Raw genomic sequence first — 16,919 nt, 5'->3', positions numbered from 1 at the left:
CTCGCTGCTGGAGGGTCTTTGCATGATTCCGCGCAATCGCCGCGCAATTGCCATGATAATGCTGTGCTGTGCCTATGCGCTTCCCGCGCAGGCGCAGGCGCAGGTCATGGAAATCGGTGCGGATGGCGAGGCGGCGTGGGTCACCGGCGGGCTCGCAGGCTCGGCAGTTGCACCCAGCTTTGGTGCCAGCGCGCCTTCAACCGGCTTGCCCGCAACGAACATCAACCCCGCTACGCCCTCTGCCGGCAATGTGCTGGCGCATATCCCGCCTGCCTATGTCGATCATGTCACCATGCTGGCGGCGCGGTATAATCTCAGCCCTGCTCTCATCGAAGCGCTGGTCTGGCAGGAAAGCCGCTGGCGCTCCAATGCCGTTTCGCCCGCCGGTGCCCGCGGCCTTGCCCAGCTGATGCCGGGCACCGCGCGCGATCTTGGCGTCGATTCCAACGATCCCTTCGCCAATCTGGAAGGCGGCGCGCGCTATCTGCGCCAGCAGCTTGACCGGTTTAACGGCAATCTTGAACTGGCGCTGGCAGCGTATAATGCAGGGCCGGAGCGGGTGATCCGTTCAGGCGGCGTTCCGCGCATCCGTGAAACACAAAACTATGTGGCCGCCATTTTGGGCCGCCTCGCTTATCACTCCCGGGAAACACGATAATCATGCTTCAACCGCTCCGCGCTTCTTTGGCCCGACTGGCCGCGCTTTTCACGCTTCTGTTGCCGAGCGCCGCGATGGCGCAGGATCCTGCCGGTTCGCAGCCGATCAACAATGCCTTCAGCTGGATGCAGGGCGTGCTACTCGGCCAGATCGCGACAACGGCGGCGGTCATGGCGGTGGCCGCCGTCGGCTTCATGATGCTGACGGGCCGGGTGAACTGGCGTTTCGGCGCGACCGTGATCATCGGCGTGTTCATCATTTTCGGCGCGGCGTCGATCGTCGGCGGCATCCAGAGCGCGGCAGGCTGAGGCACCCGCCCCCATGCCGCTGATCCGCCACCCCGTCCATCGCGCGCTGACCCGTCCGCAAATGTTTGCGGGCGTGACGATGAACTTTTTCATCATCAATATGATGGTGTCGACCATTGCTTTTCTTATCCTGAAAAGCTGGTGGTTCGTTCCCGTGGCGCTGGTGATGCACCTGGTCGGCTATTTCGCTTCCTTGCGGGAGCCGCGGATTATCGACCTGTGGGTCACCAAGGTTTCGCAATGCCCCCGCGTGCGCAATTATGCGCGCTGGGGCTGCAATTCCTACGCGCCGTGAATATTCTGGAGCACGCAGCATGAGCAACAAGTGGCTGGGAGCCGCGGCCTGGAGCGCGAAGGAAGCGCAGGCTGGTGACCGCCTGCCCTATGCGCGGCTGATCGACGACGGCGTCCTACTGCTGCGCGACGGATCGCTGATGGCAGCGCTGCAGGTGCCCGGCCTGCTGTTCGAGACCGAGGAAACCGACGCGCTGAACGCCCATGCGCAAACGCGCGAGGTGATGCTGCGGTCGAACCTTGATGCGCGCTTTGTGCTCTATCACCACGTCATCCGCCGCCGCGTGAGCGTGGAGCTGGACGCAACGTTTGAAGACCCGCTGTCCGCGCATATCGACCGGCGCTGGCGCGAAAAGCTCTCCTCCGGCTCGCTTTTCGTCAATGACCAGTTCGTCACGCTTGTGCGCCGTCCAGCGCGCGGCAAGGCAGGCTTGGTCGAGCGGGCAAGCAAATGGTTCAAAGGCAAGGCGCGCGAGGCGGATGAGATCGATCCGCGCGATCTACGCTCCTTGCGCGGCGCGGTGCAGGCGCTCGCGGCCAGCCTTGCCGAATATGGCGCGCAGCCGCTGGGCGATTATCGCGGCGCGAACGGCGAGCTGTTCAACGAAACGCTGGAGCTGCTCTCCGCGCTTTATAATGGCGAAATGCGCCCGGTGCGGCGGCCCTCGGATGAAACCGATATCGGCGATATGCTGCCCTATCGCCGCGCCAGCTTCGGGCTCGATGCGATGGAATTGCGCGGCAGCGGCGGGGCGGATTTTTCCGCCATGCTCAGCCTGAAGGACTATCCCGAGGCAACCCATCCCGGCCTGCTCGATCCGATGCTGCGCCTGCCTTATGAAATGATCGTCACCGAGACGTTCGCGCCGCAGGAACGCCAGAGCGCGCGCGAGCGGATCGATCTCGCGATCCGCCGGTTGCGCAGCGCCGACGAGGACGCGCAGGCCGAGCGGGCGGACATGATGGCCGCGCGCGACGAACTGGGCGCGGGCAGCGTCGGCTTTGGCGATCACCATTTGTCGGTGCTGGTGCGCGAACGCTCGCTCGATCGGCTCGACGATGCCGCAGCCGCGGTCGGCGCAGCGCTGGGCGATACCGGCGCGATCGTCGTGCGCGAGGACACCAATCTGGAGCCCGCCTTCTGGGGCCAGTTCCCGGGGAACGAGCAATATGTGGTGCGCCGCTCGCTGATCTCGACGGCGAATATGGCGAGTTTTGGCAGCCTGCACGGTTTCGCGCTGGGGCAGGCGCAAGGCAATCACTGGGGCGACGCGGTGACGCTGCTGCAAACCACCAGCTCCACCCCCTTCTTCTTCAACTTCCACAATGGCGATCTGGGCAATTTCTCGGTTATCGGCCCGTCGGGTTCGGGCAAGACCGTAGTGATGAATTTCCTCGCCGCGCAGGCGCAGAAATTCGCACCCCGCACGGTTTTGTTCGACAAGGATCGCGGCGCGGAACTGTTCATTCGCGGCATTGGCGGCAATTACGACCGGATTGCCTCGGGCCAGCCGACCGGTTTCAACCCGCTCGCCATGCCAGATAACCCCACCAACCGCGCTTTCCTGCGCGACTGGCTCAGCGTGCTGCTGCAAGCCGAAGGGCCGGAAGAAGCCGCCACCATCGCCACGGCGGTGGACGCGGCCTATGCCAATGCGCCCTCGCTGCGCCGCTTGCGCCATTTCAAAGAGCTGGTTTCCGGCAGCCGCCGCCCGCAGCCGGGCGATTTGGCTGACCGTCTTTCGGCATGGATCGGCTCGGACGACGGTCAGGGCGGCGAGCATGGCTGGCTGTTCGACAATGCGACGGACAATCTCGATCTCACCACCCGCGTGATGGGTTTCGACATGACCGCGCTGCTGGAAAACCCCAAGCTGCGCACGCCGACCATGATGTATCTGTTCCACCGCATTGACGAGCGGCTGGACGGCGATCCGGCGATGATCCTGATCGATGAAGGCTGGAAGGCGCTGGATGACGAGGTCTTCGCAGCCCGCATCCGCGACTGGCTGAAGACCTTGCGGAAACGCAATGCGCTGGTGGGCTTTGCCACGCAATCGGCGCGCGATGCGCTCGATTCCAAGATCAGCACCGCGCTGGTGGAGCAGACCGCCACCATGGTCTTCATGCCCAACGCCCGCGCCCGCTACGAAGACTATTGCGACGGTTTCGGTCTGACCGAGCACGAGCTGGCGCTGATCAAATCGCTGCCCGCGCATAGCCGCTGCTTCCTTGTCCGCCAGCCCGATGCCAGCGTGGTCGTGCGGCTCGATCTATCCAATGCGCCCGAAGTGCTGACAATCCTCTCGGGGCGCGAAAGCAGTGTGCGGCGGCTGGATGATCTGCGCGCCACGCTCGGCAATGCGCCTGCCAAATGGTATCCCGCGCTGACCGGCCATGTCTGGCCCGGCCCCGACGGGGTGGTGTCGGATAGCAACCGCGAGGCCGCCGAATGAGCGCATTGGGCGTCATGACAGCGGACTGCCAGCGCCAGATGGAAGCGGTCGGCGCAGGCATCGGCGCGAGCCTCCGTGGTGTCGACTGCGCCGCCAATGCGATGAGCGAGGCGGCGTTCAACAATCTGTTTGCCGAGGGCGGCGCTCTCGGCCCCACGCTGACGGCAGTGTTGGTTATTTTCGTTGCCCTGATCGGGTATGCCTTGGTCACCGGAAGGACGCGCATCGGGTTGGCATCGCTTACCCCGAAAATGGTCACGCTAGTGCTCGTCGTCACTTTCGCGACGAGTTGGCTACTGTTCCAACAAGTCTTCTATTCCCTGTTCGTAACCGGCCCGGATTCGCTCGCATCGGTAATTATGGATTCGGACGGTTCTGCCACCATTATCTTCGCCGATAAACTAGATGCGGTGATGCTGGCTTTGATGGAAGCATCTGGCGGGGATGCGATGGATGCGAACACCAGCATATTTTCGCCGCCGGGTCTGCTGTGGTCCGGTGGAACGATGCTCCTTCTGGGCACTGTCGGCGTGTTGGCGACGAGCAAAATCGCACTTGCCATTCTGATGGGGCTTGGCCCGATCTTCATTCTCACGGCCCTGTTCGATGGCACGCGCGGCCTGTTTACGGGTTGGCTGAAAGCCGTGGTGTTAATGGCCCTGACGCCGCTCTTTGCGGTGTTGGGCGGGACGCTGATGCTCGAACTGGCGGTGCCCGTGCTGTCCAGCCTTGCCAGCTCGCCCGGCGAGATCGACGTGCGGCCCGCGATGGCCTTTTTCATGATTGGCGCGGTGCATCTGGCGCTGATGTTTATGGTACTGAAAGTGCTCACCACCATGGTCAGCGGGTGGAGCGTATTCGGACTGGTGCGTACTGCGGATGATCGCCCGCAGGCGCCTGCGCCAACGCCTGCGTCGACCATGGCGATTCCGGCGGTCAATCCGGCGCTGGCCACCGCCACCGCAAGCGACCGCGCGCGGCAACTGGCCCCCGCCGTCGCCCGCGATGTGCGCGTGGCGGCAGCGGCGGTGCCCATGGCAGCGAATGATTCAGGTGCGGCGGGCAGCAGCACGACCACCCGCGAAACGCGCATTATCGGCGGTGCCGCCGCCACACAGGCGGCTCCCTCCAACAGCAGCCTGCCTTCCCGCGCGCGCGGCATCGGCAGCCGTTTCAAATCCGCCCCTGTGCGCTCCCAACGACTCTCTACGGAGAAAATGACATGATCCGCCACGCCATCATCATGGCAGTGCTGGCGCTGACCACGCTCGCTACCCCCGCCGCGGCGCAAGACCCGCGCCTGGTCGAGCGGCTGTATGATCCCTACAGCGTCGTGCGGGTCGAAGGCCGTGTGAATGTGCAGAGCACGATCCGCTTCGGCGAGGGCGAGACGATTGAAAACGTCGCCATCGGAGACAGCGCCGCATGGCAGGTGACGCCCAACCGCCGCGCCAATCTGTTATTCGTCAAACCGCTGCTGCCGCGCGCGGCGACCAATATGACGGTCATCACCAACCGCTTCACCTATCTCTTCGATCTGGTGGCAGTGCCCGATACGCGCACGCCGGTGTATATCCTGACTTTCATCTATCCCGCCGAATTGCTCCCGCCCGAGGAAGAAGAGGACGGCCCCGATACGCTGGTCGGCGCAGGCGCACCCAATGCGCTGGAAACAGCCGCGGCGAATGACGAATATGCCGTGCTCGATCCCGCCATGCTCAATTTCAGCTGGGTGCGCACCGGCGACACCAGCCTGATGCCGAGCGAAGTCTATGACAATGGCGTGGCGACCTTTCTTACCTGGCCGGGCGACCGCGCCATGCCCGCGATCCTGCTGACCGATCACGAAGGCAATGAAGGCCCGGTCAATTACGCAGTGCGCGGCGATACGATCGTGCTTGACCTGGTGCCGGCGGAAATCATCCTGCGATCGGGCGACAACGAGGCGCTGCTCGTCAATCAGGGCACCAGCGGCGGCTATCTGGCGGACGGCACAGCCCGTTCGGCGGAACGCGACTGAGAGGAAGGGATCAGACGATGAAACAGTCGAATCAGCTTCCGGGCGAAAGTGCCGCCAGCGAAGGCGATCCGCGTGACAGCGCGAGCGAGGAGAGCATCGATCTCGCCAGCCGCACCGCCTATCCGGCAGTCGCCAACCGCAATGCGCGGGCCGATACAATCGGACTACTGGCAGGGATCGCCTTTGTCGCACTTGTCGGAGCTGGCGCATGGGGAGTCCTGTCTACGAGTGATGGTCCGGCGAGCGAGGATGCTCAAGACCAGCAAGTCGCCCAGCCCAACACCGCACCCAATATGGCCGTCGCCCCCGGCACTACGCCGACCGACGGCTTGCCCAGCGCCAATGCGACCGCAGCAGCGGTGACGCAGCCGGTGGGCGGAGCCACGGTGCAACCCGTCGAATTGACCCGCGCCCCCGATGCGACGGTGATCGCGGGGCCGGTTGCCGCACCGCCCAATTTCAATTCCCCCACGCTCGTTTTCGATGGCGGCACCGCGCCCTCCTCCGCCGCCGCTGTCGCCGCGCAGGCCGAGGCGGCAAGCGCCGCGCAGCCCAATGCGACAATCCCCGGCTCGGGCGGGGCGAATGATTTTGCCGCCCGCGTCGGCGGAGTCGGTGGCGGGACGGCGAGCGCCTCGGTCGATTTCAACCCGGCGACCACGGTGACGCAGGGGACGATGATCCCCGCAATCCTCGAAACCGCGATCAACACCGATGTCCCCGGCTATGTCCGCGCGGTGGTGAGCCAGGATGTGCGCAGCCATGATGGCAGCCGCGTGCTGATCCCGCGCTCCAGCCGCCTGGTCGGCCAGTACCAGAGCGGGCTGCAGGCAGGCCAGCGCCGCGCCTATGTCATCTGGCAACGGGTGATCCGGCCCGATGGTGTCTCGGTCGCGCTGCAAAGCCCCGGCACCGCGTTTGACGGGACAGCGGGGCTGGAAGGCGAAGTCGATACGCATTTCTTCAGCCGTTTCGGCTCGGCCATGCTGCTGTCGGTGATCGGAGGGCTGACCAATATTGCCAGCGGCGGTGCCTCGGTGGTGCTCGGCGGTGGCCAAAGCGCGGCCAGCACCGCCTTGCAGCAGGACGGCCAACGCTCGCCGACCATCCGCGTGGGCATGGGCGAACCGATCCGCGTCTACACCGCGCGCGATCTCGATTTCGGCACGGCTCCGGCGGTGCGCCGGTAAGGCGGTTGCGATGAACGGCGACCTCCATCCCTTGCCCGATGATGCCGGGTCGGACGCAGCACAGCTGGCGGGCGGCGGTTCGGTCTATCTCGACGCCTATCTCGCACCGTTCCGCGAATGGCTGGAGCGGGACACGGTCACCGAAATCCTCGTCAACGGCCCGGGGGAAATGTGGATCGAAGACGCGGCCGTGTCGGGCGGGATGACCCGTATCGAGCGCGCCGAGATTACCGACAAGCTGGTGCAGCGGCTGGCCGAGCAAGTCGCGCGGGTCAGCCATCAGGGCATCAACCGCGAACATCCGCTGCTCGGCGCGACGCTACCCGCGGATGAGTATGGCGGCGCGCGCATCCAGTTCTGCGGCCCGCCCGCTACCCGCAAGCACTGGGCGATGTCGATCCGCCGCCACCGCCGACTCGATCTGCCTTTGGATGCTTACGATGCAGGCCCGCTGACCCCGCACGCCGAGCCCGTTTTGCCCGATCCGCAGGCCGAACCTATTGCCTTCCTGCGCGCCGCGATCAGGGCGCGCAAAACGATCCTGATTTCCGGCGGCACCAGTACCGGCAAGACGACTTTCCTCAACGCCATGCTGGGCGAAATCCCGCGCGAGGAGCGCGTGGTGCTGGTGGAGGATACGCCCGAACTCAAATTCCCCGGCCTCAACAGCGTGGGCCTTGTCGCGGTGAAGGGCGAGCTGGGCGAAGCGAAAGTCACCGCCAACGAATTGCTGCAATCCGCGCTGCGCCTGCGGCCCGACCGGATCGTGCTGGGCGAATTGCGCGGGGCGGAAAGCGTCAGCTTCCTGCGCGCGATCAACACCGGCCATCCTGGCAGCTTCTCCACCATTCACGCCAACAGCCTGCGCGGCGCGCTGGAGCAATTGGCGCTGATGGTGATGCAGACGGGGATCGGCCTCACCCGCAGCGACACCATCGCCTATGCCGCCAGCGTCATCGACGTGATCGTCCAGCTGGATCGCAGCGACGGCAAACGCGGCATCAGCGCCATCGCCAAAGCGAGCGATCTGGCCGAAAGCTGGGCGTGATTGTGTCCGCCGCGCGCCCTCTCTTGCGCGCAGGGCAAAGGGGCGATTAAGGGTCTGCCATGGCCAGCACTCCCCAGCCCCCGTCTGCCGATGCCACCAATGCCGGAGGTGATCTGTCCCAACTTTCTGCCGAGGAACGCTATTTCAACCGCGAGCTTTCATGGCTGGCGTTCAATGACCGCGTGCTGGAAGAAGCGAACAACGCCAACTACCCCCTGCTAGAACGGCTGCGTTTCCTCTCGATTTCGGGCAGCAATCTTGACGAATTCATGATGATCCGCGTGGCGGGCCTTGCAGGCCAGGTGCGCAGCGGGGTGACGCAGACCAGTATCGACGGACGCACGCCCAAGCAGCAGCTCGCCGCGATTGGCACCAAGGTGCGCGAGCTCGAAGCCAAGCAGCAGGCTACGCTCGCAAGGCTGCAACCGCTGCTGGAGGACGAAGGCATCCATCTGGCAGGCGAAGACCGGATCGAGGAAGACGCGCATCGCTGGCTGCGCGATTATTTCGTCAATCACATCATGCCGGTGCTGACCCCGCAGGCGCTTGATCCCGCGCATCCCTTCCCCTTTGTGGCCAATGGCGGCATCGGCGCGCTGTTCAACCTCACGCGCAATTCGGACAGCAGCCAGCTGGTAGAAATGGTGCTGATTCCCGGTGCCTTGCCGCGCTTTGTCCGTATCCCCGAAGAGGTGCTGGGTGATGAGGCGATCTACGTGCCGGTCGAACGGCTCGTATGCCGCTATGCCAAGCTGCTCTTCCCCGGTTTTACCATCGTGGGCGATGGCGTGTTCCGCATCCTGCGCGACAGCGACATGGAAATCGAAGAAGAGGCCGAGGATCTGGTTCGCTTCTTCCGCAGTGCCATCCAGCGGCGGCGGCGCGGGCAGGTCATCATGCTGGAGATCGACGACAGTTTCGATCCCGAAGCCGAGGAATTGCTGCGCGACAAGCTGGAGCTGGAACAGGCCTTCGTCACCAAAACCACGGGCATGATCGGCATTTCCGGCCTGTCCCAAGTCGTCGATGAAGACCGCCACGATCTGAAATTCACCCCCTACAGTCCGCGCTATCCGGAGCGCATTCTGGAGCATGACGGAGACGCCTTTGCCGCCATCAGCGCGAAGGACATCATCATCCACCACCCTTACGAGAGCTTTGAAGTGGTGGTGGATTTCCTCCGCCAGGCCGCGGCCGATCCCAAGGTGATCTCGATCAAGCAAGCGCTTTACCGCGCAGGCAACCAGCCGACCGTTATCAACGCGCTGATCGAAGCTGCCGAAGCGGGCAAATCGGTCACCGCCGTGGTCGAGCTGAAAGCCCGCTTCGACGAAGAGCAGAACCTCAAATGGGCAGGCGAGCTGGAGCGCGCCGGGGTGCAGGTGATTTACGGCTTCATCGACATGAAAACCCACGCCAAGGTATCTATGGTGGTGCGGCAGGAAGAGGGCCGCGCGCGGACTTATTGCCATTTCGGCACTGGCAATTACCACCCCGTCACGGCGAAGATTTACACCGATCTAAGCTATTTCACTGCCGACCCCGCCTTGGGCCGCGATGCGGCGAAGCTGTTCAATTTCGTCACCGGCTATGTCGAGCCGCAATCGATGGAACGCCTCGCGATCAGCCCGCTCAACCTGTACGAACGGATCATCGCGGATATCGACCACGAGATTGCGTTGGCCCGCGCGGACAAGCCTGCTGCGATCTGGGCGAAGATGAACTCGATCACCGAGCAAGGCGTGATCGACAAGCTGTACGAAGCGAGCCAGGCGGGTGTCGAGATCATGCTGGTGGTGCGCGGCATTTGCTGCCTGCGCCCGGGCGTGCCCGGCCTTTCCGACAACATCACCGTCAAATCGGTGATCGGGCGGTTTCTGGAGCACAGCCGCATTTATGCGTTCGGCAATGGCGAGCCGATGCCCAGCAACACCGCCAAGGTCTATATCTCCAGCGCCGACATGATGGAGCGCAACCTCCACCGCCGGGTGGAATCGCTGGTGCCGATCCAGACCGATACGGTGCACGATCAGGTGCTTGACCAGGTGCTGCTCGCCAATCTGATCGACACCCAGCAAAGCTGGCTGCTCGACGGCGAAACCGGGGATTACCAGCGCGTCGCCCCGGCTGACGGGCTTGAGCGGGGCGGGTTTAACTGCCACGAATATTTCATGACCAACCCATCGCTCAGCGGGCGCGGAGAGGCGCTGAAGGAAAGCGGTGTGCCCAAGCTGACGTTGCGCAAGCCGGCATCGTGAGCCCCCCTCCTTCCCGTCGATCAGCACAGGCCATCGAAACGCCCGACCGGGCGGTGATCGATATCGGCTCCAACACTGTGCGGCTGGTGGTCTATTCCGGCCCCAAGCGCGCGCCCAATGTCTGGCTGAACGAGAAAGTCACCGCGCGGCTGGGGCGCGATCTGGCGGTGACGGGCATGATCCCTGAAGAAGCGGAGGCGATGGCGCTGGCCGGTTTGCGCCGCTTTGCCGCGATACTCGACAATCTGGGCGTCAGCGATGTCGCCAGCGTTGCCACCGCCGCATCGCGCGATGCCGGAAACGGCCCTGCCTTTATCGCCAAGGTACGCGATCTGGGCCTGTCGCCGCGTGTCCTTACCGGAGAGGAAGAGGCGCTGGCGGCGGCGCATGGCGTGATCGGCGCCTTTCCCGGCGCGAAGGGCATTGTCGCCGATCTGGGCGGCGGCAGTCTGGAACTGGTCGCGGTGGACAATGGAAGCTGCCATGACGCGATCAGCCTGCCGCTCGGCACGCTGCGGCTTCCCGCTTTGCGCGCGGGGGGCACGAAGGGTTTTCGCGCCGCAGTGCGGGCGGAGCTTGCCAAGGCGGGCTGGGCGAAGGGACAGGGCGGGCCGCTCTATCTGGTCGGCGGCACATGGCGGGCGCTGGCCAGCTATGCGATGCACAAGGCCAAATATCCGCTCAGTGATCCGCAGGCCTATGCCATGACGCCAGCCGAGGCGGAGAAAATCGCCCGCCGCCTGGCCCGATCCGCGCCCGAACAGTTGACGGGGATTTCCGAAATTTCCGCCAATCGCGCCGCCGGATTGCCCGATGCCGCCGCCATGCTGCACGTGATCTTGCGGGAATTTGCGCCGGAATCGCTGGTGATTTCGGCTTGGGGCCTGCGCGAAGGCCTGCTGTTTGACCGGCTCAACAATATCGAGCGCGAGCAAGATCCGCTGCTAACCGCGGTGACGCATTTCGCCACCCCGCGCGGCGCCAATATCACCAACGCGACACTGAAAGCCGCGTGGACGGCCGATGCGGTTGACGGGCGCAATCGCGGGAGCGAGCGCATCCGCCTCGCCGCCACACTGCTGGGCCAAGCCGCCGCACGGATCGAGCCGAATATGCGGGTGGCGCATTCCACCGATTGGGCGATGGAAAAGCGCTGGCTGGGCCTCGACCATACGGGCCGCGCGATGATTGCGCAGGCGCTGCGGGCGAGCAGCGGCTCACCCAAAATCGTCGATGCTTATCTGCGCCTCGCCAGCGAAAAGCAGCTACACCGCGCCTCCGCATGGGGGCTGGCCAACCGGCTGGGGCGCAAACTCGGCGCTGGCACGCGCATCTCGCTCACCGGCAGCAGCTTGCGCCGCCAGAAGAACGCACTGGTGCTGACCTTCGCGCCTGACAGCGCCTTTCTGATGGCCGACAGCGTGGAAACCGAACTCGCCAACCTCGCCGCATGGTTGGGGCTGGATTACCGCGTGGAGATCGCGGGCGGGTAGCTGCGCCACATTTGCTCTCGATCAAAGTGAGCGCGCCGTTGCGGTGCTAACCGATGCTGGTATCACAGCCAGCAGGGAGGGCTCACGACATGGCCGGATTGGATAGCGTAAAGGCACAGCTCGAAGCACAACTAGCCGACTTGCAGGAACGTTTGCAGCGGATCGAGCGCGATCTCGACGAGCCGCATGATCCCGATTCCTCCGAACGCGCGGTGCAGATGGAGGATGACGAAGCGCTCGAAGCGAAGGGGCGGCTAATGCAGAGCAGCATCGCCTCGATCGAACGCGCCCTGCTGCGAATCGAACGCGGCGAATATGGCGAATGCGTGCAATGCGGCGCGCAAATTTCGGAAGGCAGACTGGCCGCGCGGCCCGAAGCGGCCTTGTGCATCACTTGCGCCAGCGCCGAGTAATCAGAACCCCCAACGCAGCCCCAGCCAGAAGGTTTGCGGCGCACCCAGATCGATCGATCCGCCCTGGTTGCGGGTGATGATCGCTTCGTCGAGCAGGTTCTCCACCCGTCCCACCAGCGCCAGCTGCGCGACCAGCGGTACTTGCGCATACAGATCAACCGTTGTCGCGGCGGGAAGCACATCGTCCTCCTGATCGCCTTCGAATTGCGCGCCCACATGGCGCAGCGTCACGCTGGCGAACGCACCTTCGGCAAAGCTGTAGCGCGCGGTCAGATTGCCTGCAATTTCCGGGGTTTGCGGCGGTCGATTGCCATCAAGTGGGGCGGCAGAGCCTGTCCCCACCACTTGCGCATCGGTGTAAACCAGCGTGCCCTCAAGCGCGAAAGCGCCGCGATCCAGCGAGGCGGCGAGTTCCACCCCTTGCGCGGAAATCGCATCGAGATTGCGCCGCTGGCGCAGGTTTTCGGCCACGGTCACATTGGCAATCGCGCCCTCCACTTCGTTGTCGAAATAGGTCGCCGCAAGGCGCAGGCCCTCGGCAAGAGCAAGATCGAACCCGATTTCCCAGCCTTCCAGCCGCTCCGGTTCCAGCGTTTCATTGGCCTGTGTCGTCACCGGAAAGACCACGAAAGGGCGGTATAATTCATTCAACGTCGGCAAACGGAAGCCGGAATAGGCCGCCGCGCGTAAAGTCAGCGAATCGCTTGCCGCGAACAAGGCTCCGGCGCGCCAGGTGACTTCCCAATCTTCGCGGTCGGCAAAGCGGTTATCGCTGACCACGCTGCCATCGGGGGCGAGTGCGCGGAAAAAACCGCCGGTGATCGTGTAGCGATCCGCGCGCAGTCCGCCGGTCAGCGTCAGCGCACCCGATTGCCAGTCATTTTCGATAAAGCCGCCCAAGGTCGAGGTCGCGCCGCCGGCAAAACGGCTCTGCGTCAGATTGCCGGTGAAGGCGGAGTAGGCATCCTCCGCCAGCTCGCCCTCGCTGCGGCGATAGTCCGCGCCCAGCCGCAGCGTGTGCCCGCCGCCGACCGGCGGGCGCAGCTCGATCTTGCCGCCGAGGCCGCTGGCGGGCGTATCGCGCTGGTCGAGCACGGGGACAAAGCGGGTGGCGGAAATCACGACATTGGTGAAATTGCGCCATTGGGCATAGCCGGTCAGATCGACGCCCCACGCGCCCCGCCCCACCAGCCGCAGCGAGACGTCCTGCCCTTCGGAGGTGCTGTCCGCCCCGTCAAAGCGCAAGGTGCGGCTATCGGCAAAGGCGAGCAGGCGGACCTGCACTTCCCAGTCAGCGTCCACCGGCTGAACCACTCTTGCGCCGGTTGACCATGCGTCAAAGGTGGCGCGGGTGGTGGCTGGCACGCGCTGGTCTTCGGGCGTGGTGAAAAAGCCCTCCCCGCGATCCCAGCGGCCATGCAGCACGGCGAAGCCCTCGCCAAGCTCGGGCGCGATGCTGGCCGAGAGTTCGCTATCGCCGCGCGCATTCACCAAGGCGCTGGCATTGACGAGGCCAAGCGTGCGGGCATCGGCGCTGGTGATATCAATCACGCCTGCCAGAGCACCCGCACCGAACGGGCCGGAGCCCCCGCCGCGCGTAACGCGGATGCTGCCCAATTGTTCGGGGGCGATGGCGCTGAAGGGGATGAAGCCGAAAAACGGATCGCCCACCGGCACCCCGTCGAGCAGCACCAGCGCGCGGCTCGACGCATTGCCGCCCAGCGCGCGCAAGGTTGCCCCTTGCGCGGAAGGATTGGCCGAGCGGCTGTCCGACCGGCGGAATTGCTGGAACCCCGCGACGCCCGACAGCACATCTTCCAGCCGCCCGCTGGCGCTGGTGACAATCGCCTCGCGCTCCAGCGTGACCGAGGCATAGGCGGGCGCGGCAGGCGTTTCGGGCAGGCCTTGGCCGGTGACGACGATCACCGTTTCCGGCTCGTCCGCCGCTTCACCGGCCTGTTGCGCCATCGCGGGGCTTGCCAGAATCGGGAGCGCGGCAAAGGCGGGGGCGAGATATTTCATGCGTTCGGAAGGGCCTCTTTATGACAATCGCCGTCATGTAGGCGGCAATTGCTGTAACGCCAGCAATCTGCGCTGGATTTGGCGCGGCGTGCCGTTAGACTACGCTCGTCACGCCACAGTGATCCAAACAGTGTGATCCAAACAGTGTGATCCAAACAGGGGGCTAAGAATAATGAAGGTCAAGACAGCAGTATTTGCAGGGCTCGCCATGGCTGGCGCCGCGCTCGCGCAACCCGCCGCCGCGCAGGCTTACCCGCCGGTCTATACGCTGGGCGAGAATGACGATGCCGATTTGATCAGATGCGGTATCCGCTATGCCGATGCGATCAACCAGGCCAACAACACGCTGCGCGCCAACCGCGTGCCAATGGGCACCGAGGATATGGCGGTAACGCAGCGGGCGCTGGCGCTGTATCTCAATCTCAACATCTCGCCCATCGTCTATGATGACGGCGAGGATTCCGGATCGTGCTATGGCGGCGTGACGATTTCGCTGCAAAGCTATTCCTTCGTTGATGAGCCGGTGACCGGCACCCGTCGTTTTGCCGCGCTGACCTTCTGTCAGGACGGTTTCACCTTCACCCTGACGCGCAACGCGCTGCGCCGTGAGGTCGAGCGGCAGATCGAAGAAAAGGTGAATGGCTGCCTCGCCGAATGGCGCGCTTCGGCCGAGTAAATGGGACCAGACGCTGCGGCTCCCAGAGCCTGCTTCGCTACGCGGGGCCGCAGCGGTTGAGGTAAATCCGGTCATCAAGCACGGTGACGCGGGCGATCTGCCCGTCGCCCATCACATATTCGCGGATATCCAGCCCGTCGCCAAGCTGTTCGTAATCCGCGCCCCATAGCGCGTCGAGTCCGGCGGGATCAGGGAGATTGCGCCGGTCGAGATCGGAGCAGGTGCGGGTGTTTTCGTCCGCGCTGGCGATGGGATCGGGCGTAGGCACTGACCCCACTTCCGCCGCATCGCCGTCCGCCGCGTCAAGCCCGGCGAGGAAATCGTCGGTCATGCGCGAGGGGCGCGGAGCCTCTGCTTCCGGCTCGCCTGCGTCCTCCTCCGCTACCGGCAAAGCCGAGTCGGCAGGTTCATCTGCAGCATCGTCCGACGGCTGCACAGGGTCGGCCATTTCCTCTGCCGCTACCGCAGTTTCCGGCGTCGCCAGTTCCGCCTCGTCCGGCTCATCCGCCGGATCGTAATCGGCGACGGTCTGTGCATTGTCGCGGTCGTAAATCATGCCGTCGGCAAACGGCCCCAAGCCGGTGCCGCGCACCACGCGCACCAGCGGATAAGGTTCCAGCTCGGTGCCGAGATATTCCATCGACATCGTATAGTCGCCGGTCATGGCGAAATGCAGCACATCGCCCGTGCCGCCGCGCTGGGTTGGCGGGAAGCGCAATTGCACCACCCCCTCGCGTTCGGAGCCATCGGCGGCAGTCACCAGCTCCTCGCCCGAAAAGGCCACAAAGACGACGCCATTGCCTTCAAACCGTGCGGGGCGCAGCCAGTTGCCCTCCCACGAACCATCCTCTTGCCGGTCCATGGTGAACACCCAGATCGTGGCATCGTTGATGCGCAGCGCCCAGGTACCTTCCTGATTGCCCTCCGCTTCCTGTGCCAAGGCAGCGGCGGGAATGGCGAGCAGTGCCAGAGCGAAAAGCAGGATAAGTCTCATCATGCCCGCGCTTGTGCAGCAGGCGGGGCAATGCTGGCAAGCAAAAGGCGGCAGGGCGTGGGACAGGGGCTGGGAAACTGCCGGTGAAGTGCTAAGAGCGCGCCATTACCACCCCGCGCACCAGCAGGACGAGACCGCCCATGGCAGAGATTATCGACGGACGCGCCATCGCCGCGCAGTTGGACGAAGTCACCAAGGCCGAAGTCGCGCAGCTTGTGGCGGCAGGGCATCCGGCGCCGGGACTGACGGTCATTCTGGTGGGCAATGATCCGGCGAGCGAAGTCTATGTCCGCCGCAAGATCGCCGCGTGCGAGAAGGTAGGCATCCGCTCGACCGAGCACCGCCTGCCCGACACCATCTCGCAAGACGCGCTGCTGACGCTCATCGCGCGGTTGAATGTCGATCCCGAGGTGCACGGCATCCTCTGCCAGGTGCCGCTGCCCGCGCATATCGAGACGGGCAAAGTGCTGGGCGCGATTGTGCCGGAAAAGGATGTCGACGGGTTCCACCCCGTCAATGTCGGGCGCCTGTCGACCGGAACCGGCGGCATCGTTCCCTGCACGCCCTTGGGCATCATGATGCTCATCAACACGGTGGTGGATGATCTGACCGGCAAGGATGTGGTGGTGATCGGCAAGTCGAACATTGTCGGCAAGCCGGTGGCGAACCTGCTGCTGGAAGCCGAGGCGACCGTTACCGTCACCCATATCCACACTCATGGCCTGCCCGATATCGTGCGCAAGGCCGATGTCATCGTCGCTGCGGCGGGTGCCCCGCGTCTGGTGCGCGGGTTCTGGGTGAAGGAAGGCGCGGTGATCATCGATGTCGGCATTACCCGTGTCGAGGGCGAGGACGGCAAGACGAAGCTGGTGGGCGATGTGGCTTTCGACGAGGTGCAGCACGCCCGCGCCGTGACCCCCGTTCCGGGCGGCGTTGGCCCCATGACCATTGCCTGTCTGCTCGCCAACACGGTGAAAGCCGCGCGCGCCGCCTATGGCCTCGGAACCGAGGGCGGTAGTGACAATCCGGACGCAATCGGCCATTCGCTGTTTACAGGCTCGGGCAGTTTGCCCAATTAGGTTGCCCAGT

General features: G+C 64.5%; 15 protein-coding genes. 13 read left to right on the top strand and 2 right to left on the bottom strand.

The features are described from left to right. Positions 1–22 precede the first annotated feature (22 nt). The 11 genes from GC121_RS07110 to GC121_RS07060 all read left to right on the top strand — a co-directional run bounded on the left by GC121_RS07110 (position 23) and on the right by GC121_RS07060 (position 12,138). A complete protein-coding gene (locus GC121_RS07110; RefSeq protein WP_234421146.1) occupies positions 23–658 on the top strand; it encodes a lytic transglycosylase domain-containing protein in 636 nt (211 codons plus the stop codon). A gap of 2 nt (positions 659–660) precedes the next feature. After that, positions 661–966, top strand: a complete 306-nt coding sequence (locus GC121_RS07105) for a TrbC/VirB2 family protein (RefSeq protein ID WP_151973427.1) — start codon at positions 661–663, stop codon at positions 964–966. Between the two features lie 13 nt (positions 967–979). Next, entirely contained in the window at positions 980–1,261 is a 282-nt protein-coding gene (locus GC121_RS07100; protein WP_151973425.1) for a type IV secretion system protein VirB3, read from the top strand. 19 nt (positions 1,262–1,280) lie between these two features. After that, positions 1,281–3,716 carry a VirB4 family type IV secretion/conjugal transfer ATPase gene (locus tag GC121_RS07095; protein WP_151973423.1) on the top strand — a complete coding sequence of 812 codons (2,436 nt, stop codon included), beginning with the start codon at positions 1,281–1,283 and terminating at the stop codon, positions 3,714–3,716. Then, positions 3,713–4,942, top strand: a complete 1,230-nt coding sequence (locus tag GC121_RS07090) for a type IV secretion system protein (protein WP_151973421.1) — start codon at positions 3,713–3,715, stop codon at positions 4,940–4,942. Before GC121_RS07095 ends, GC121_RS07090 begins: the two co-directional genes overlap by 4 nt. Further along, positions 4,939–5,736, top strand: coding sequence for a TrbG/VirB9 family P-type conjugative transfer protein (locus tag GC121_RS07085; RefSeq protein WP_151973419.1), 798 nt, complete (start codon positions 4,939–4,941; stop codon positions 5,734–5,736). The genes GC121_RS07090 and GC121_RS07085 overlap by 4 nt, the downstream gene beginning before the upstream one ends. A gap of 17 nt (positions 5,737–5,753) precedes the next feature. Next, positions 5,754–6,926 (top strand): TrbI/VirB10 family protein, encoded by a 1,173-nt coding sequence (locus GC121_RS07080; RefSeq protein ID WP_151973417.1) that lies wholly within the window; start codon positions 5,754–5,756, stop codon positions 6,924–6,926. Positions 6,927–6,936: 10 nt separating this feature from the next. Continuing rightward, positions 6,937–7,974 (top strand): P-type DNA transfer ATPase VirB11, encoded by a 1,038-nt coding sequence (virB11, locus tag GC121_RS07075; RefSeq protein WP_151973415.1) that lies wholly within the window; start codon positions 6,937–6,939, stop codon positions 7,972–7,974. Between the two features lie 59 nt (positions 7,975–8,033). Then, positions 8,034–10,232 (top strand): RNA degradosome polyphosphate kinase, encoded by a 2,199-nt coding sequence (locus tag GC121_RS07070; protein ID WP_151973413.1) that lies wholly within the window; start codon positions 8,034–8,036, stop codon positions 10,230–10,232. Next, positions 10,229–11,725, top strand: a complete 1,497-nt coding sequence (locus GC121_RS07065; protein WP_234421145.1) for a Ppx/GppA family phosphatase — start codon at positions 10,229–10,231, stop codon at positions 11,723–11,725. Before GC121_RS07070 ends, GC121_RS07065 begins: the two co-directional genes overlap by 4 nt. 89 nt (positions 11,726–11,814) lie before the next feature. After that, positions 11,815–12,138 (top strand): TraR/DksA family transcriptional regulator, encoded by a 324-nt coding sequence (locus GC121_RS07060; protein ID WP_151973409.1) that lies wholly within the window; start codon positions 11,815–11,817, stop codon positions 12,136–12,138. On the opposite strand, the gene GC121_RS07055 is transcribed toward GC121_RS07060, so the two are convergent. Next, complete coding sequence (locus GC121_RS07055) at positions 12,139–14,160, bottom strand: TonB-dependent siderophore receptor (RefSeq protein WP_234421144.1); 2,022 nt, start codon at positions 14,158–14,160, stop codon at positions 12,139–12,141. It lies immediately after the preceding gene. Between the two features lie 172 nt (positions 14,161–14,332). Here GC121_RS07055 and GC121_RS07050 point away from each other — a divergent pair, with 172 nt between their 5' ends. Beyond that, positions 14,333–14,836 carry a hypothetical protein gene (locus GC121_RS07050; RefSeq protein ID WP_151973407.1) on the top strand — a complete coding sequence of 168 codons (504 nt, stop codon included), beginning with the start codon at positions 14,333–14,335 and terminating at the stop codon, positions 14,834–14,836. A gap of 37 nt (positions 14,837–14,873) precedes the next feature. Here the strand turns inward: GC121_RS07050 and GC121_RS07045 are convergent, their stop codons facing one another. Then, the gene (locus tag GC121_RS07045) at positions 14,874–15,833 is read right to left on the bottom strand and encodes a hypothetical protein (RefSeq protein WP_151973405.1); all 960 of its coding nucleotides are present in this window, start codon (positions 15,831–15,833) and stop codon (positions 14,874–14,876) included. A gap of 137 nt (positions 15,834–15,970) precedes the next feature. Between GC121_RS07045 and GC121_RS07040 the strand changes: the two genes are divergently transcribed. After that, positions 15,971–16,909, top strand: coding sequence for a bifunctional 5,10-methylenetetrahydrofolate dehydrogenase/5,10-methenyltetrahydrofolate cyclohydrolase (locus GC121_RS07040; protein ID WP_151973404.1), 939 nt, complete (start codon positions 15,971–15,973; stop codon positions 16,907–16,909). Positions 16,910–16,919: the final 10 nt, after the last annotated feature.

It is taken from the genome of Erythrobacter sp. EC-HK427 (assembly GCF_902498745.1).
Lineage (GTDB): Bacteria > Pseudomonadota > Alphaproteobacteria > Sphingomonadales > Sphingomonadaceae > Alteraurantiacibacter.
The sequence above is the reverse complement of the archived record's forward strand: the minus strand, read 5'-3'. Positions and strand labels throughout refer to the sequence as shown.

Bases quoted from the DNA above. Each gene is read 5' to 3' on its own strand.
- GC121_RS07110 (WP_234421146.1), top strand. From the start codon at position 23: ATGATTCCGCGCAATCGCCGCGCAATTGCCATGATAATGCTGTGCTGT.
- GC121_RS07105 (WP_151973427.1), top strand. From the start codon at position 661: ATGCTTCAACCGCTCCGCGCTTCTTTGGCCCGACTGGCCGCGCTTTTC.
- GC121_RS07100 (WP_151973425.1), top strand. From the start codon at position 980: ATGCCGCTGATCCGCCACCCCGTCCATCGCGCGCTGACCCGTCCGCAA.
- GC121_RS07095 (WP_151973423.1), top strand. From the start codon at position 1,281: ATGAGCAACAAGTGGCTGGGAGCCGCGGCCTGGAGCGCGAAGGAAGCG.
- GC121_RS07090 (WP_151973421.1), top strand. From the start codon at position 3,713: ATGAGCGCATTGGGCGTCATGACAGCGGACTGCCAGCGCCAGATGGAA.
- GC121_RS07085 (WP_151973419.1), top strand. From the start codon at position 4,939: ATGATCCGCCACGCCATCATCATGGCAGTGCTGGCGCTGACCACGCTC.
- GC121_RS07080 (WP_151973417.1), top strand. From the start codon at position 5,754: ATGAAACAGTCGAATCAGCTTCCGGGCGAAAGTGCCGCCAGCGAAGGC.
- virB11 (WP_151973415.1), top strand. From the start codon at position 6,937: ATGAACGGCGACCTCCATCCCTTGCCCGATGATGCCGGGTCGGACGCA.
- GC121_RS07070 (WP_151973413.1), top strand. From the start codon at position 8,034: ATGGCCAGCACTCCCCAGCCCCCGTCTGCCGATGCCACCAATGCCGGA.
- GC121_RS07060 (WP_151973409.1), top strand. From the start codon at position 11,815: ATGGCCGGATTGGATAGCGTAAAGGCACAGCTCGAAGCACAACTAGCC.
- GC121_RS07055 (WP_234421144.1), bottom strand. From the start codon at position 14,160: ATGAAATATCTCGCCCCCGCCTTTGCCGCGCTCCCGATTCTGGCAAGC.
- GC121_RS07050 (WP_151973407.1), top strand. From the start codon at position 14,333: ATGAAGGTCAAGACAGCAGTATTTGCAGGGCTCGCCATGGCTGGCGCC.
- GC121_RS07045 (WP_151973405.1), bottom strand. From the start codon at position 15,833: ATGATGAGACTTATCCTGCTTTTCGCTCTGGCACTGCTCGCCATTCCC.
- GC121_RS07040 (WP_151973404.1), top strand. From the start codon at position 15,971: ATGGCAGAGATTATCGACGGACGCGCCATCGCCGCGCAGTTGGACGAA.